Annotated in this window: 16 protein-coding genes and 1 tRNA gene; 14 read left to right on the forward strand and 3 right to left on the reverse strand. The window is 65.5% G+C overall.

Annotated features, from left to right (window positions below):
• Positions 1 to 12: 12 nt before the first annotated feature.
• Positions 13 to 1,467, reverse strand: a complete 1,455-nt coding sequence (locus tag GY769_15525; protein MCP4203332.1) for an aldehyde dehydrogenase family protein — start codon at positions 1,465 to 1,467, stop codon at positions 13 to 15.
• A 4-nt stretch (positions 1,468 to 1,471) separates the two neighbouring features.
• Positions 1,472 to 2,281 carry an enoyl-CoA hydratase/isomerase family protein gene (locus tag GY769_15530; protein MCP4203333.1) on the reverse strand — a complete coding sequence of 270 codons (810 nt, stop codon included), beginning with the start codon at positions 2,279 to 2,281 and terminating at the stop codon, positions 1,472 to 1,474.
• A gap of 220 nt (positions 2,282 to 2,501) precedes the next feature.
• On the opposite strand from GY769_15530, the gene GY769_15535 reads away from it, so the two are divergent.
• The 11 genes from GY769_15535 to GY769_15585 are packed head-to-tail and all read left to right on the forward strand — an operon-like array spanning position 2,502 to position 13,155.
• Entirely contained in the window at positions 2,502 to 2,765 is a 264-nt protein-coding gene (locus tag GY769_15535) for a hypothetical protein (protein ID MCP4203334.1), read from the forward strand.
• Positions 2,762 to 2,995, forward strand: coding sequence for a hypothetical protein (locus GY769_15540; GenBank protein ID MCP4203335.1), 234 nt, complete (start codon positions 2,762 to 2,764; stop codon positions 2,993 to 2,995). The genes GY769_15535 and GY769_15540 overlap by 4 nt, the downstream gene beginning before the upstream one ends.
• Entirely contained in the window at positions 2,992 to 4,059 is a 1,068-nt protein-coding gene (locus tag GY769_15545) for a Rieske 2Fe-2S domain-containing protein (GenBank protein MCP4203336.1), read from the forward strand. The genes GY769_15540 and GY769_15545 overlap by 4 nt, the downstream gene beginning before the upstream one ends.
• The gene (locus tag GY769_15550; GenBank protein MCP4203337.1) at positions 4,056 to 4,823 is read left to right on the forward strand and encodes a hypothetical protein; all 768 of its coding nucleotides are present in this window, start codon (positions 4,056 to 4,058) and stop codon (positions 4,821 to 4,823) included. Before GY769_15545 ends, GY769_15550 begins: the two co-directional genes overlap by 4 nt.
• A gap of 13 nt (positions 4,824 to 4,836) precedes the next feature.
• The gene (locus GY769_15555; protein ID MCP4203338.1) at positions 4,837 to 5,649 is read left to right on the forward strand and encodes a GNAT family N-acetyltransferase; all 813 of its coding nucleotides are present in this window, start codon (positions 4,837 to 4,839) and stop codon (positions 5,647 to 5,649) included.
• A gap of 19 nt (positions 5,650 to 5,668) precedes the next feature.
• Complete coding sequence (locus GY769_15560) at positions 5,669 to 6,439, forward strand: 1-acyl-sn-glycerol-3-phosphate acyltransferase (protein MCP4203339.1); 771 nt, start codon at positions 5,669 to 5,671, stop codon at positions 6,437 to 6,439.
• On the forward strand, positions 6,436 to 6,951 hold the full coding sequence (locus GY769_15565; GenBank protein ID MCP4203340.1) for a hypothetical protein: 516 nt from the start codon (positions 6,436 to 6,438) through the stop codon (positions 6,949 to 6,951). Before GY769_15560 ends, GY769_15565 begins: the two co-directional genes overlap by 4 nt.
• A 7-nt stretch (positions 6,952 to 6,958) precedes the next feature.
• Positions 6,959 to 9,532, forward strand: coding sequence for an alpha/beta fold hydrolase (locus GY769_15570; protein MCP4203341.1), 2,574 nt, complete (start codon positions 6,959 to 6,961; stop codon positions 9,530 to 9,532).
• Positions 9,533 to 9,585: 53 nt separating this feature from the next.
• Positions 9,586 to 10,509, forward strand: a complete 924-nt coding sequence (locus tag GY769_15575) for a hypothetical protein (GenBank protein MCP4203342.1) — start codon at positions 9,586 to 9,588, stop codon at positions 10,507 to 10,509.
• On the forward strand, positions 10,490 to 11,536 hold the full coding sequence (locus GY769_15580) for a hypothetical protein (protein ID MCP4203343.1): 1,047 nt from the start codon (positions 10,490 to 10,492) through the stop codon (positions 11,534 to 11,536). Before GY769_15575 ends, GY769_15580 begins: the two co-directional genes overlap by 20 nt.
• Entirely contained in the window at positions 11,533 to 13,155 is a 1,623-nt protein-coding gene (locus GY769_15585) for a Rieske 2Fe-2S domain-containing protein (protein ID MCP4203344.1), read from the forward strand. The genes GY769_15580 and GY769_15585 overlap by 4 nt, the downstream gene beginning before the upstream one ends.
• 78 nt (positions 13,156 to 13,233) lie before the next feature.
• Here the strand turns inward: GY769_15585 and msrB are convergent, their stop codons facing one another.
• Positions 13,234 to 13,815: a peptide-methionine (R)-S-oxide reductase MsrB gene (gene msrB, locus GY769_15590; protein ID MCP4203345.1), complete on the reverse strand. Its 582-nt coding sequence runs from the start codon at positions 13,813 to 13,815 to the stop codon at positions 13,234 to 13,236.
• Positions 13,816 to 13,945: 130 nt separating this feature from the next.
• On the opposite strand from msrB, the gene GY769_15595 reads away from it, so the two are divergent.
• The 3 genes from GY769_15595 (at position 13,946) to GY769_15605 (ending at position 15,047) form a co-directional block, all read left to right on the forward strand.
• A complete protein-coding gene (locus GY769_15595) occupies positions 13,946 to 14,671 on the forward strand; it encodes a hypothetical protein (protein ID MCP4203346.1) in 726 nt (241 codons plus the stop codon).
• 18 nt (positions 14,672 to 14,689) lie between these two features.
• Positions 14,690 to 14,899, forward strand: coding sequence for a sulfur carrier protein ThiS (gene thiS, locus GY769_15600; protein MCP4203347.1), 210 nt, complete (start codon positions 14,690 to 14,692; stop codon positions 14,897 to 14,899).
• A gap of 72 nt (positions 14,900 to 14,971) precedes the next feature.
• Positions 14,972 to 15,047: transfer RNA gene (locus GY769_15605), tRNA-Lys, on the forward strand.
• Positions 15,048 to 15,053 lie beyond the last annotated feature (6 nt).

Below are 15,053 nucleotides of genomic sequence, written 5' to 3' on the forward strand. Positions count from 1 at the left end.
GACGCTCCACGGTCACGTGCCTACGAAGACCGTTTTGGTCTCGGTGTAATAGTCGAGCGCCGCCTTGCCGAGCTCGCGCCCGTAGCCGCTTTGCTTGAAGCCGCCGAACGGCGCTCCCGAGTCATACCAGTTGTACTGGTTGATCCAGACCGTGCCGGCCTGGAGCTGAGCCGCGACCCGGTGGGCCTTGCCCACGTCGCGAGTCCAGACCCCGGCGGCGAGACCGTAGATCGAGGCGTTGGCCAGTGCCACCGCCTCCTCGGGCTCGTCGAACGGAATCGCCACCAGCACCGGGCCGAATATCTCCTCCTGGGCAACGCGCATGGAGTTGTCGACTCCGGTCAAGATGGTCGGGTGCATGAAGTAGCCCTTGCCCTCGACGTCGGCCACGGTGCCGCCGGTCGCGACCTCGGCGCCCTCCGCCTTGCCGATATCGACGTAGCCCATGACCGTGTCGCGCTGGCTCGAAGAGACCAGGGCACCCATGCGCGTCTTGGGGTGGAGCGGATCGCCGGGCTGCAGCCGCTCGGTTCGCGCCACCAGCTTCTCGAGCAGCTCGTCGTGAACCTGGCGCTCGACGAAGAGCCGCGACCCCGCCGCGCAGACCTCGCCCTTGCCGTAGAAGATGCCGTTGTAGGCGCCCTTGACCGCGGCGTCGACGTCGCCATCGGCGAACACGATGTTGGGCGACTTGCCGCCGAGCTCGAGGGTGACCCGCTTCACGGTATCGGCGGCCTGCTTCATGATGCCTTGTCCGACCTCGGTCGAGCCCGTAAAGGAGATCTTGGCGATCCCCGGGTGGGAGACCATCGAGCCGCCAACCGCCGTGCCGCCACCTGTGACCACATTGAGAGTGCCGGCCGGCAGGCCCGCCTCGACCGCGAGCTCGGCGAACTTGAGCGCGGTGAGCGGCGTGTAGGACGCGGGTTTGTGGATGACCGTGTTGCCACAGGCCAGGGCCGCGGCGATCTTCCACAGCGCCTGAATGATCGGGAAGTTCCAGGGCGTGATCGCGCCGACCACGCCCATCGGCTCGCGCAGGGTGTAGGCGAAGACGAACGGCCCCTCTACCGGGAAGGTGTCGCCGTGGATCTTGTCGGCCCAGCCGGCGTAGTAGCGCAACGCGGCGACGCCCGCGGGCACGTCGACATAGCGAGACTCGAAGATCGGCTTGCCGTTGTCGAGCGTCTCGACCAGCGCGAACTCGTCGATGCGCGCTTCGAGCGCGTCGGCGATCTTCCAGAGAATGCGGCCGCGGTCGCGCCCGGAGGTCTTTCCCCACTTACCGGTGAATGCCGCTTGCGCGGCTTCGACCGCGCGGTCGACGTCGGCCGGTGAGCCTGAGGCAACCTCGCAGAGGGTCTCCTCGACCGCCGGATTCTCGGTCGCGAAGGTCTTGCCGCCCTCGGGGGCGGTCCACTCGCCGCCAATGAAGAGCTTGGCCGGCGGGAGCTTGGGGTCGGTCACTGGATCAAACGCCTGTGAATTCGGGCTTGCGCTTCTCGATGTAGGCGGCCAGGCCCTCTCTGGCGTCGTCGCTCTGAAAGAGCTGCTGCTGGACCTCGCGCTCGATCGCGAGACCACTCTCGAACGGAACTTCCCAGCCCGACTGAACCGAGCGCTTGATCCGGCCGACGGCCTTGGAGGCCTTGTTGGGCGGGCAGAACTGCTTGGCGTAGTCGTGGACCTGGTCCATGAAGTCGTCGCCTTCCAGGACCTTGTTGACGATGCCCAACTCCTGGGCCTGCTCGAAAGAGATGAGACCGCCTTCGACCATGAGCTCGATCGAGCGGGTCTTGCCGATCATCCGTGACAGGCGCTGGGTGCCTCCCGTTCCTGGGAGCACTCCGAGGGTGACCTCGGGCAGTCCGACCTTGCCGGCGTCTTTTTTGGCCAGCATCATGTCCGCGGCCATCGCGATCTCGAGACCGCCACCGACGGTGTGGCCGTTGAGCGCGGCGATCACCAACTTGGGCGTGTGCTCGAGCCGATTCAGGGTTTCGTTGGCATGCAGGCAGAAGTTGTACTTGAAGTACGGGTCCGACTTCTTGAGCATGTTGATGTTGGCGCCGGCGCAGAAGAACTTCTCGCCCAAACCGGTCAAAACGATGACGTGAACGTCGGCGTCGAAGCGGGCTTTGAGGACTGCGTCGTCGAGCTGACGCATCATCTCGTGGGTGTAGGTGTTCGCCGGCGGGTCGGTCAGGGTCATGTAAGCGACGCCATCTCTGACCTCGTACTGAACTAGGATGCGCTGGGGTTCAGCTGAAGACTCAGCCATAGTTTTTCCTCCGGAGCTTGGGGCGAGCGAGTCGCGAAACTGTTGGGGTTTTTCTTCCGGGCTGGCACCGTTGCCGGTAGCCGAAAGCCGCCGAGATTCTGTCACGACGCTCCGAGCGAGGCAATCCGCAGCAGTTGCGAACCCGTGGGAACTCGAGTGCCTTCGATCCCTACTAGAATTCGGCTACGAGGAATGCGGATGGACGGGGACTGAGCAGGTGATGGAGACAGTCGCGGGCTGGTTGTTGGCGGCGCTGGGGCTCTACTTGGGCGCCGGTCTCGTTTTCGCTGTCGCCTTCGTGACCCGAGGTGTCCAGCGGATCGACCCGCAGGCCCGAGGTGGCAGCTGGGGATTTCGCCTGGCCATCCTGCCGGGTACCGCCGCCTTCTGGCCGATCCTGCTGCGGCGGTGGCTTCGCGGCCTGCCGCCGCCCGAGGAGAGCAACGCGCACAGGGAGCTCGCACGCAAGGGGAGCGGTCGATGATCCGGCGCCTGCGGCGGCGACATCGGTGGATGCTGGCGGTGGTCACGCTGGTTGTGGTGCCGCTCTTTCTCGCCGCCCTCGGGGCGAGACCCGATCGTGTGTTCGAAGAGCCTCCGATAGCTCTGATGCCTCCGGAGGGCGACCTCGAGAGCGGCGTCCTGGTGCTCTACAGCCTGGGTCACGGCGAGGAAGTGGCGCGCGTCGAATGGCCGGGCGAGGACAGCCCGTGAGCCATGCTTACCGGGCCGTGGGCTGGAACCGGCAGAAGCGTCTCTACGATCTGACGATTGCGGGCGGCGTCGTTCTCTACCTGGCCGTGTTCATCGGCACGGCTGCCGTGCTGCGGCCCAACGCCACCATCGAGACCCTGCTGATCCGAGCACTCGGCACCGGCGCGCTGCTGCTCTTGCATCTGATTCTGTCGATCGGTCCGCTTTGCCGACTGGACTCCCGCTTCCTACCGCTTCTCTACAACCGCCGTCATCTCGGCGTGACCATGTTCATTCTGGCGCTCGCCCACGGCGCCTTTTCGACCGTCCAGTTTCACGCCCTCGGCAACGTCAACCCGTTGCTGAGCGTGCTGACCTCGAACGGCCGCTGGGGCGATCTGGCTCAGTTCCCCTTTCAGCCTCTGGGCGCCGCGGCCCTGGTCATCCTGTTCCTGATGGCCGCCACGAGCCACGATTTCTGGCTCGCCAACCTGACACCCCCGGTGTGGAAGACGCTCCACATGCTGGTCTACCTTGCCTATGGCCTGCTGGTGCTGCATGTCGCCCTCGGCGTGCTGCAGGCCGAACGGCACCCGCTGGCGGCAGGTCTTCTGGCTCTGGGCCTGGCGTGGATTCTGAGCATCCACCTCATAGCCGGCTGGCGCGAGCGCGCGGCCGATCGCGAGGTCGACGGCGCATCCGGAGACGATGGATTCGTCGAAGTCTGCCGGCTGCGAGACATTCCGGAGAAGCGAGCGAAAGTGGTCTGCCTGGCGGGCGAGCGGGTTGCGGTCTTTCGCTATGACGGCCGGGTCTCGGTGGTGTCGAACGTCTGCCAACATCAGAACGGTCCGCTGGGTGAAGGCCGGATCATCAACGGCTGCATAACCTGCCCCTGGCACGGCTTTCAGTACGAACCGGCGAACGGATCTTCGCCGCCGCCGTTCACCGAGAAGGTCCCGACGTTTCGGGTGCGGCTGGACGGCGATCGGGTCCTGGTAGATTCACGTCCGAATCCACCGGGAACCGCCGTCGAGCCGGCCCGCGTTCCAGTGAACCGAGAAGCCGGGGAGGCCGCATCATGACCTCGGAGCGGGAGTTCTACGTTGGCTACCAGGCCAAGGTTCCCGGAGACTTAGCCAGGTTTCTGCGCCGCGCCGTGGTGCTCCTGGTGATGTTCGCCGCGGCGGTGGCCGCGACTCTCGCGGTGGCCCAGGGCCGATTCGATCCCGGTGTTTGGGAGTATGGCGTCGTTCGTAGCTTCGAGGGCGTGATTCGGGAGAGCCCGCACCCGGTTCTGCTCGTCGAGGGTCCCGGAACGGCCGAGAATCAGAATCGCCGACCTCTCCTGCTGGTCGCCGTCGGCAAGCGGGGCGCCGGCGCCGAGATCGCCGGTTTTGACGGGCAGCCCGTGAAGCTCAATGGCTCGCTGATCTACCGCGAGGGCGAGACCATGATCGAGGTGGTCGGTGGCAGCGTCGAGCCCCTCGGCGAAGCTCGGCTCGGTCTGCGGGCCGAATCCACGGACCTCGGGATCCGAACGCTACGCGGCGAGATCGTCGACAGCAAGTGCTTTCTGGGGGTGATGAAACCCGGGCGGGGGAAGCCCCATCGAGGCTGCGCCTCGCGGTGCATCAGTGGAGGTGTGCCGCCGGTGCTGCGAGTCGAGACGCGGAGCGGCGACTATTGGCATTACCTGGTGGTGGACGAAAACGGTACTGCCGTCAACGACCGCGTGCTCGAGTACGTGGCCGAGCCGATCGAGATCACCGGCCGAGTGATTCGGCGCGATAGTCTCTTGTACATTCAAGCCGATCCCGAGACCTACCGGCGAACCGGACGCGGCTGAGCCAACCGAACGCATGACAAACGAAATCGCAGTTCGCGAATCGACCTATCCCGTTGCCGTCCGCCAGCTTCCGATGGAAGTCCTGCAAGACGGGCCGTATGAGGTCTCGTTCGCGCGCGACGACGAGGAGCTCGATCTCGCCTTGCGACTGCGATTCGCGGTTTTCAACGAGGAGTTGGGCGAGGGACTGGAGTCCTCGTACGAGACCGGCCGCGATTTCGACGTCTTCGACACCTGTTGTCATCACCTGGTCGTGCGCGATACCCGGACCAGCGAGGTCGTGGGCACCTATCGGATGCAGACCGCGGGCATGGCGGCCCGCTACCGGGGCTTCTACAGTTCGGGTCTTTTCGATCTCGGGAGTCTGCCCGACGAGGTCGTCCGATCTTCGGTCGAGGTGGGGCGCGCCTGCGTGGCGAAGTCGCACCGGAGCAAGCTGGTCTTGTTTTTGCTCTGGAAGAGCCTGGCTCTCTACGTTGCCCACAACCAGGCACGTTTCCTTTTCGGGTGCTGCTCCTTGACCAGCCAGGACCCCCGAGAGGGCTGGCGAGCCATGAACTTTTTGGAGCGTGGGAACCACATGCATCCCGTGCTTTCGGTCGCTCCACTGGCCGACCATGCCCTGGCCGGCGGGCCCTCGCCCGGCGATCGCGACAAGGACTCCCCAGAAGTCGAGTTGCCGATTCTCTTCAAGACCTACCTGCGCTTTGGGTCGAAGGTCTGCGGTCCGCCGGCGATCGATCGCGAATTCAAGACCATCGACTACCTGGTCATGATGGACATCGACGGTCTGAGGCCGCGGGTCCACAAGTTGTTTTTCGGCTAGAGCGTCGGGAAATCTGGAGATGGCGCGCCTTCGAGCCGGATGGAGGTTGTTGGTCATAGCTGTCGCCACGGCGGTGGCTTTCAAAATGACCTTGCTCGGCCGCTTGCTGACGTTCCGCCGGCGTGCAGCCGAGGCTCGCTGGCGCCACCGCTGTTTTGGTGCCTGGGGCAGGATCGTGGTGCGAGTGCTGAACATCGACGTCACGGTCGTCGGTTCGGCGCCGAGGCCCCCTTTTTTCTTGGTATCGAACCATCTGAGTTACCTGGACATCGCGATCCTGGCGAGCCTGGTGGACGCGGTCTTCGTCGCCAAGAGCGAAGTGCGCGGATGGCCGGTGGTCGGGTTTCTTTGCAAGCACATGGGCACCATCTTCATTGATCGTACGGCACGCCGGGACATTCCGCGCGTGATCGGGCGCATCGAGAAAGCGCTCGAGGTCGGTGAAGGAGTGGTGCTGTTTCCCGAGGGCACCAGCACGTCGGGGGCGTCGGTCGCGCCCTTTCGACCCTCGCTTCTGGCTCCGGCCGCGCGCGGCGGCCTGCCGGTGGCCGCCGCCGCTTTGAGCTACAGTACTCCTTCCGGTACCGAGCCGGCTCATCTGGCGGTGTGCTGGTGGGGGGACATGACATTCAGCGACCATTTCCTGCGCCTGCTTTCGCTTCCCGGCCTCTCGGCAAGGGTCGCTTTCGGCGTCGAGTCGATTCAGGATGACGATCGCAAGCGGCTCGCCGAGCGCCTGGAGACGGCGGTGCGCGGACTATTCATACCGGTGGCGGGAGCGGTCTCGTGACCCGTTTGGCGGTCGTCGAGCAGAATCTGGCGATGCTTCGTGACGGGCTGGCCTTGGTGAACGGCCTGGCCGACGATGTCTACGTGGCCGAAGATATCGGGGCCGGATCCGGCCTGGGTCCGCACATCCGGCACGTCATCGAGTTCTATCGGGCGCTGTTCGAGGGCCTGCCGGCCGGCAGGGTCGACTACGACCGGCGCGACCGGGACCGCGAGATCGAGCGCCGGCGGGGAGCCGCAACGGCGGCGATCGAGGACATTATCGTCAAGCTCGAGACCGTAGAGCTGAACCCGGATGTCGAGCTCCTAGTCAACGTCGACGCTCCAATCACCGGCGAGCCGGCGATATGGAGTCGATCCTCGGTGCTTCGAGAGCTCCAGTTCGCGCTTTCGCACACCATCCACCACTATGCCTTGATCGCTCGGCAGCTGCGTGACCGAGGGGTGGATCCGGGAGCGGACTTCGGCATGGCGCCATCCACGATTGCCGCCCGCGAAGTCGGGGCCGGCTGACGAACCGATGCAACCGCCCATGGCGGCCGGGCGGCGCGCGGCTGTTGTCCTGGTGGCCGGCTATCTGCTCGCGCTGACGGCTGCGCACGTTTGGAGAGCGCGCCCAGAGGTGGGCCGATCGCCCGATGAGGGACAGCAGAGCCTCACGATCGCCGGGCCCGCGGAATCGGAGGAGGTGTCGGTCGCCTTCCGGCAGAGCTGCACGACCGAGCAGCTCACTACTCGGCCGGCGCTCCTACTGCTTCACGGCAGTCCCGGCTCCTCGCGCGACTTCACCTCCCTGGCCCCGGCGCTTGCGGGGCGCTTTTGCGTCCTCTCTCCCGACCTCCCCGGCTTCGGGCGCTCGCAACGAGAGGTTTCGGACTATTCGATCCAAGCGCACGCCCGAGCGTCCCTAGAGCTGCTGAACGCCCTCGGGGTAGGGGAGTTCCACGTTCTCGGCTTCAGCATGGGAGGTGGCGTGGCGCTGGAGCTGGCGTCTCTGGCTCCGGATCGCGTCCGCTCGGTCATCCTGCTCTCGGCGATCGGTGTCCAGGAAGCCGAGCTGCTCGGCAACTACCACCTGAACCGAGCCGTCCACGGAGCCCAGCTGGCGGGGCTCTGGCTGTTGCACGAAGCCGTTCCCCATTTCGGCTTCCTGGACGACTCGATGCTCGATCTGCCCTATGCCCGCAACTTCTACGACACGGATCAGAGGCCCCTGCGGCGGATTCTCGAGACCCTCGAGGTGCCGGTGTTGATTCTCCATGGGCGGAACGATCCGCTGGTGCCGCTGGCTGCGGCCAGAGAGCATCATCGGATCTCGCCGCAGAGCGAGCTGATTCTGTACGACGCGAGCCACTTTATGGTCTTCCAGGCCGAGCCGGAGCTGGTCGAGCCGATCGCGAGCTTTCTTGCCCGTGCCGAGTCGGGTCGCGCGCCGAGGCGCTCGGATGCGACGCCGGAACGTCTCGCGCGGGCGTCCGAGCCTTCGAATCCCAAGCTCCTGGGAGAAGCCCGAGGCATCGCTCTGTTCGTCTTGATGAATCTGCTGGCTCTGGCGACCTTCGTGAGCGAGGACCTGGCGAGTATCGGCGCGGGCCTGCTGACCGCCCAGGGCCGGATCGGATACCTCGCGGGTTGCCTGGCTTGCTTCGTAGGCATCTTCGCGAGCGACGTCGGTCTCTATCTCATCGGCCGTGTCCTGGGCCGGCCCTGGATTCGGCGGGCACCTTTGCGATGGTGGATCTCCGAGGACTCGGTGCAGCGAAGCCGCAGGTGGTTTGACGACAAGGGGCCTTCGGTGGTCTTTGCCAGCCGCTTCGTGCCCGGCACGCGGGTGCCGACCTACGTCGCGGCCGGGGTGGTCGCGACCCCCTTCTGGCGATTCTCGTCGTACCTGGCGCTGGCCGTCACGGTCTGGGTGCCGCTGCTGGTCGGGATTTCGTTCCTCTTGGGCGTCAGGATCTTGGAGTACTTCGAGATATTCCGACGCTGGGCGCTCCCGGGCGCGTTCGCGCTCGCGCTTCTGCTCGTTGTCGGGTTGCGCCTGCTGAGATCGCTCGGGACTCGCCGCGGCCGGCTGCTGCTCGCGAGCCGGTGGCGCCGACTGCGGCACTGGGAGTTCTGGCCGACGTGGGCCTTCTATCTGCCGGTGGTAGCTCGGATTGCGCGCCTCGCCGCCCGCCATCGGAGTCTCACCGTCTTCACAGCCGCCAACCCGGCGATTCCAGCCGGCGGTTTCGTCGGCGAGTCGAAGTCCGAGATCTTGGAGCAGATCGGCGCTGACTGGGTCGCGGCGTTCCGGCTCATTCGGGCCGAGAGTGAAGATCCGGTCGCCGAGGCGCTGGAGTTCATGAGCGAACGGTCGCTCGACTTTCCCGTGGTCGTCAAGCCCGACGTCGGCGAGCGCGGACGGCAGGTCTCGATCGTGGCGACTCGAGATCTGCTCGCGGCGGCTCTGGCGGCGCCTCGTGCGGATTGTCTGGTCCAGGAGTATCTGCCGGGTCCCGAGCTCGGCGTCTTCTACGCGCGCCGGCCCGGCGACGAGCGCGGTCGAGTCTTTTCGATCACCGAGAAGCGTCTACCGGAAGTGATCGGAGACGGAGGCACGACGCTCGAGAAGCTGATTCTCGAAGACCCACGGGCAAACGCCATGGCTCCGGTGTATCTCCGGCGCTTCGCCGACGCGGCCAGGGTGGTCCCCGCACCGGGCGAGAGGATTCGCTTGACCGAGATCGGCACGCATTGCCTGGGGGCGGTTTTCTTGGACGGACGGCGCTGGCAGACGCCGGCGCTCGAGGCGGAGGTCGAGCGAATCAGCCGGTCGTTCGAGGGTTTCTACTTCGGCCGCTACGACCTCAAGGCGCCCAGCTACGAAGCCTTCGGGCGCGGTGAAGGAATCCGAGTGCTGGAGCTGAACGGAGTTACCTCCGAGGCGACCCACATCTATGATCCTGAGAACTCGCTCGGTACCGCGTACAAGATCCTGTTTCGACAATGGCAGATGGCCTTCGAGATCGGCCGCGCCAACCGGGACCGCGGCGCCAGGGCCGCCGGGGTGGGTGAGCTGTTGAGGTTGATTCGGAGGCATCTGCTCTGAGGCCCTTCACTCGCTCCGAGGTGGACCGCTACAAGCAGGCTAGGATAGCTGCCATGATTCGCCGAAGGTCTCCGGGTCCAGCCAGTGCGACCTCCCTCGCGCTCGCGTGCCTTCTGTTCTCCGGCTGCTCGATTCGCAAGCTCGCCATCAATGGTCTGGCGGACGCGCTGGCCTCGGCCGGAGACGTCTACGCCTCGGACAGCGATCCGGAGCTGGTCGAATCGGCCCTGCCTTTTTCGCTCAAGACCATCGAGGCTCTGCTTGCCGAGTCGCCGGGCAATCGGGGTTTGCTGCTCTCGGCGTGCAGTGGCTTCACCCAGTACTCCTATGCCTTTGTTCAGGCGCGCGCCGAGAGGCTGGAGCTCGACGACTACCTCGAATCCGAGCGTCAGCGGGACCGCGCCCTGGGGCTGTTCTTGCGGGCGCGGGACTACTGCCTGACCAGTCTCGAGCTGGACCATCCCGAAGTCACCGAGCGGCTGCGTCTGGAACCGGAGACCGCGGTGTCGGTCTTCGAGCCCACCGAGATCGATCTGGTCTACTGGACGGGTGCCTCCTGGGGCGCCGCGATGTCGGTGGGTGCTCACCGCCTGGACATTGTCGCCGATCTGCCGGCGGTCCAGGCTCTCATGCGCAAGGTTCTCGAGTGGGCTCCGGCTTACGATGACGGCGCGGTGCAGGAAGTCATGATCTCGCTGGAATCGCTGCCCGAGGCCATGGGCGGCTCGCCGGAGCGGGCGCGAAGTTTCTTCGAGCGCGCGGTCGAGATTTCGGGTGGCAACAGTGCCGCACCTTTCGTGTCGCTCGCTTCCGGGATCGTGATCTCGGAGCAGAATCGCGCCGAGTTCGTCCAATTGCTCGAACGCGCCCTCGCCGTCGACGTCGACAAAGTGCCCGAACGACGGCTCGCCAACCTCGTCGCCCAACGCAGAGCCCAGCTCTTGCTCGACCGTATCGATGAGTACTTCATCGAATAGGTCCCGCATCGCGGTGCCGCTGCTGGCACTGTGGGTACTCGGGGCGACCCTCGCGCCGGCGGACGCGCGGGCTTCCGACAACCGGATCATCAAGCTGGCGAGCTTGATTCCCAGCGGGTCGTTCTGGGATCGGGCGCTCAAGTCGATGGGTGCGCAGTGGCGCGAAAAGACGTCGGGGCGGGTGCAGCTGCGCATCTATCCGGGTGGAGTCGCCGGCGATGATCCCGACGTGTTGCGCAAGATGCGCATCGGCCAGCTCCAGGCCGGGACGGTCACGGTGTCCGGGCTCTCGGACATCGATCCGGCGTTCGCGCTGTTCGAGATCCCGATGTTCTTCGACTCGTACGATGAGCTGTTTCACGTTTTTGAAGCCCTGAGTCCGGAGCTCGAGGCCAGACTCGAGGCCAAGGGCTACGTTCTCCTGCACTGGGCGCACGCGGGCTGGATCTACTTCTTCACCACCGAGCCCGTGGAGACGTTCGACGAGCTGCGGTCACTCGAGGTCTTTCAATGGGCCGGCGACTCGCGCATGGAGACCCTCTGGCGCAGGCATGGCTTCCGGCCGGTGCCGCTTGCCGGGACGGACATTCCCATGGGCCTTCGGACCGGCATGTTCAAGACCCTGCCGGCCACGCCGATCGCCGCGCTCTCTTTGCAGTGGTTTCGTTCCGCCCCCAACATGATCGATCTGGGGCTCGCGCCGCTGATCGGGGCCACGCTCGTGGATGAGCGAGCCTGGGCTCGGATCGAGGAGGGGGACCGCCGGACGGTACAGGCCGCCGGCCGGGAGGTCGGGGAGCTGTTCCGTTCCGAGATCCCAGGTCAAGACGCTCAGGCCATCGCCGAGATGGAAGGACGGGGACTGACCGTCCGGACGATCGTCGGAACTCCCGGGGAGGCGGCCTGGAAGAAGGCCGCGCTCGCCTTTGCCGACGACATGCGCACGACGTTTGTGCCCATGGATATCTACGATCAAGCGCTCGAGATCCGCGACGCCTACCGGGCGAGCGGGAAGGGGGAAGAATGAAGAAGATCAAGATCGCCGACTGGGAGTCGCTTGCCGACCGCCAGCCGTCTCACGCTCTGGTGGCGAACGTCGACCTGGTCGTCGTCCGTTTCGATGACGCAGTCTCGGTGCTCTACGGGCGCTGCCAGCATCGTGGCGCGCTGATGTCGGATGGCTTCGTGCGGGGTACCGACATCATTTGCGGCGTTCACAACTGGGACTACCAGTTCGAGAGCGGCGTCAGCTCGTACAGCGTCGACGAGCGCCTGCACAAGTTCGGAGCCTGGGTAGAGGAGGGGGGCGTCTGGGTCGACGAGGACGAGATCGCGGCCTGGGAGCGCGACAACCCTCAGCCCTACGACCGGGGCGCCTACCAGGGCGTGTTTCAGGACCACTCCAAGGGCAGCCCGGCGGAGCCCCATGTCAAGTTGATCCACTCGCTCGCCGACCACGGACTCGAAAAATATGGCCACCACGGCCCGGTCGCTGCGATGGGCGTACCTCGCACCGATCTGCCGGTCTGGGACGATCTGCAGTTCGTGACCGCGCAGCTCGCGCGCGTGCCCCAACTCGACGACGTGCCGGTCGCGACCGAGTTGGTGGTCGGGCCGGAGGCCGCGAAGCCGCTCAGGCTCCGGATTCCGCTCATCGTTTCCGACATGTCGTTCGGCGCGCTCTCGTTCGAGGCCAAGGTGGCCCTGTCGAAGGGTGCGGAGCTCGCCGGCACCGGAATCTGCTCGGGCGAGGGCGGCATGCTGCCCGAGGAGCAGGGGGCCAACAGCCGCTACTTCTACGAGCTCGCCTCGGCGCGCTTCGGCTTTTCCATGGACAAGCTCGAAAAGGTGCAGGCCTTCCACTTCAAGGGCGGCCAAGGGGCCAAGACAGGCACCGGTGGCCACCTGCCGGGCGAGAAGGTCAAGGGCAAGATCGCCGAGGTTCGCGGTCTGCCCGAAGGGCAAGGCGCGATCTCGCCGGCCCGATTCCCCGATTGGGAGGACGAAGACCCGTTTCGACATTTCGCCGATGAGGTCCGCGAGGTCACCGGAGGGATTCCGATCGGCTTCAAGCTCTCGGCACAGCACATCGAGGACGACATCGATGCGGCCCTTCGAATCGGCGTCGACTACATCATTGTGGACGGCCGGGGCGGTGGTACCGGAGCCGCGCCGCTGCTCTTCCGCGACAACATCTCCGTGCCGACGCTGCCCGCGTTGGCCCGGGCTCGCCGCCATCTCGACAAGCGCGGCAAGTCGGGAAGAGTGACTCTGTTCATCACCGGCGGACTGCGCACGCCGGCCGACTTCGCCAAGGCGCTAGCCCTGGGTGCCGACGGGATCGCCGTGTCCAACGCGGCGATTCAGGCGATTGGCTGCCTGGGCATGCGCGCTTGTCACACCAACAACTGCCCGGTCGGAATTGCCACCCAGAAAGAGCACCTTCGGGACCGCTTGCCCGTGGACCAGGCCGCCGAGCGGCTGTCCCGGTTCTTCGCGGCGTCGGTCGAGTTGATGCAGGTGCTGGCGCGGGCCTGTGGTCACGTCCACTTGAACCAGTTCCGCAACGGCGACCTGACCACCTGGAAGTGCGACGTGGCGCATCTGACCGGGGTGGCCTACGGCGGGGTCGGCTCGGTAGGGTAGCTCGCGCCTTGTTATCGGTCGACCTGACCGATAGAGGCCGCCGGTGCCGCCTCGCGATGCCTCCGCGGTTAGAAAGATCTACTCTTCTTCGAAGAGCTTCAGGTACTCGCCGTATCCCTCGGCCTCCAGCTCCTCGACCGGGATGAAGCGCAGGGCCGCCGAGTTCATGCAATAGCGTAGTCCCGTCGGCTTCGGGCCGTCGTTGAAGACGTGCCCCAGGTGAGAATCGCCGTGCTTTGAGCGAATCTCCGTCCGGGTCATGAACCGCTTGCGGTCGACCTCCTCGACAACGTTTTCCTTCTCGAAAGGCGCCCAGAACGAAGGCCAGCCGGTCCCCGACTTGTACTTCTCGAGCGAGCTGAAGAGTGGCTCACCGCTGACGACGTCCACGTAGATCCCGGGCTTCTTGTTGTCCCAGTACTCGTTGTTGAAAGGCCGCTCGGTAGCGTCCTCCTGGGTGACACTCCATTGGAGGTCGGTCAGTCGGTTCCGCAGTTCTTCAGCGCTTGGCTTCTTGTACACCTTGGTTTCTCCTTGCTTCTCGGCGGCTCGGGTCGAGGCGGCCGGTCCCATATTGCCCGCCAGAACCAGCAGGCACGGCAGGAGAAGAAAGAAGAGATTCTTGGACTTGCTCGTGATTCTTCCAGCTGCCTTGCTCATGATGCCTCCACTCGAATTCGACTCGGATTCTTAAACCATCTCTCGGATCGGCATATTCCCGAAAGGCCGCTTTCGGCTGTCGTGACGTGATCCGCTGTCCCCCGAGCCGTACCCGATCTACAATACGCTGTTGGACGGCACTCAGATGATTACCGGCTACAACACGGACGTCCGCCACCGGGGAGTGGTGTTTCACGTCCAGACCGAAGACAAGGGGGTCAACAACCCCTGCATCGAGAGCCTCGTCTACGTCGGCGGCCAGATCCTGCATCGCCGCCGTTCCGAATACGCCCAGCTGCTCAAGGACGGCGGTGGCAAGGAGGCCATCCTGGAGCTGCTCGAGGCCCAGCATCGTGAGCTGATTGCCGAGATCAGAACCGGCAAGCTGGACTCGGACGCCGAGAGCAGGCTCGGCCCCCTGGCCGTTGCGGCGCCCGCGGTGCGAGAGCCATCGGGTGCCGGAGCCGGTGCGGGGCTGGCGGGAGCGGCTGGGGCCGGCGAAGGCGGCGCTCAGAGTCTCGATCAGGTCATTCTCGATTATCTCAACATGGAAGCGGAGCAGGAGTATCTGATTCTGGCGATGGACTCGATAGGCGAGCTGGCGCTCGGCAGCGAGGCCCGGCTGGCTTTTCACGCCAAGACCAGCGGTTTGAGCAGTCCGGTCGCCGACGCCGACATCGCGGTCAAGATCATCTCGACCGTGTCGGAGCCGGAGATTCTAGGCGCCGGCAGGACCAATGCCGAGGGCAATTTGAATCTGCGTATCGCCATCCCGGAGATAACCAAAGGCACCGCCGCCCTGATCATCACCGCCACCAGCGAGGTCGGTGCGGCGGAGATCAAGCACTTGATCTAGCCGCTGACGCGAGCCCGAATGGAAACCGCGAAGATCCGCGTCAACGGCGAGGAACGGCCTCTTGCGGAGAGCTCGACGATCGCGTCCTACCTGGAGGCGCTGGGCCTGGATCCGCGCGCCGTCGCCGTCGAGCACAACGGCGCGATCGTCCGCCGCCCCGCCTACGCCACGACTCCGCTCGGCGACGGCGACACGCTCGAGATCGTGCGCTTCGTCCAGGGCGGCTAGGAGAGGGCCGCCAACCGGGGCGCCGGGGGTTCACACGGCGCCGGATTGAGTTATAGTTACCGCCGCTCTGGGGGGCCGCTAGCTCAACTGGCAGAGCAGCAGACTCTTAATCTGCGGGTTCGGGGTTCGAGTCCCTGGCGGCTCACCAAGTAAA

This window comes from bacterium, from assembly GCA_024224155.1.
Taxonomy (GTDB): Bacteria; Acidobacteriota; Thermoanaerobaculia; order Multivoradales; family JAHEKO01; genus CALZIK01.

Coding starts and splice junctions, on each gene's coding strand:
- GY769_15540 (MCP4203335.1), top strand. CDS start 2,762: ATGATCCGGCGCCTGCGGCGGCGACATCGGTGGATGCTGGCGGTGGTC.
- GY769_15580 (MCP4203343.1), top strand. CDS start 10,490: ATGAGTACTTCATCGAATAGGTCCCGCATCGCGGTGCCGCTGCTGGCA.
- thiS (MCP4203347.1), top strand. CDS start 14,690: ATGGAAACCGCGAAGATCCGCGTCAACGGCGAGGAACGGCCTCTTGCG.
- GY769_15535 (MCP4203334.1), top strand. CDS start 2,502: ATGGAGACAGTCGCGGGCTGGTTGTTGGCGGCGCTGGGGCTCTACTTG.
- msrB (MCP4203345.1), bottom strand. CDS start 13,815: ATGAGCAAGGCAGCTGGAAGAATCACGAGCAAGTCCAAGAATCTCTTC.
- GY769_15550 (MCP4203337.1), top strand. CDS start 4,056: ATGACCTCGGAGCGGGAGTTCTACGTTGGCTACCAGGCCAAGGTTCCC.
- GY769_15575 (MCP4203342.1), top strand. CDS start 9,586: ATGATTCGCCGAAGGTCTCCGGGTCCAGCCAGTGCGACCTCCCTCGCG.
- GY769_15560 (MCP4203339.1), top strand. CDS start 5,669: ATGGCGCGCCTTCGAGCCGGATGGAGGTTGTTGGTCATAGCTGTCGCC.
- GY769_15555 (MCP4203338.1), top strand. CDS start 4,837: ATGACAAACGAAATCGCAGTTCGCGAATCGACCTATCCCGTTGCCGTC.
- GY769_15570 (MCP4203341.1), top strand. CDS start 6,959: ATGCAACCGCCCATGGCGGCCGGGCGGCGCGCGGCTGTTGTCCTGGTG.
- GY769_15585 (MCP4203344.1), top strand. CDS start 11,533: ATGAAGAAGATCAAGATCGCCGACTGGGAGTCGCTTGCCGACCGCCAG.
- GY769_15530 (MCP4203333.1), bottom strand. CDS start 2,281: ATGGCTGAGTCTTCAGCTGAACCCCAGCGCATCCTAGTTCAGTACGAG.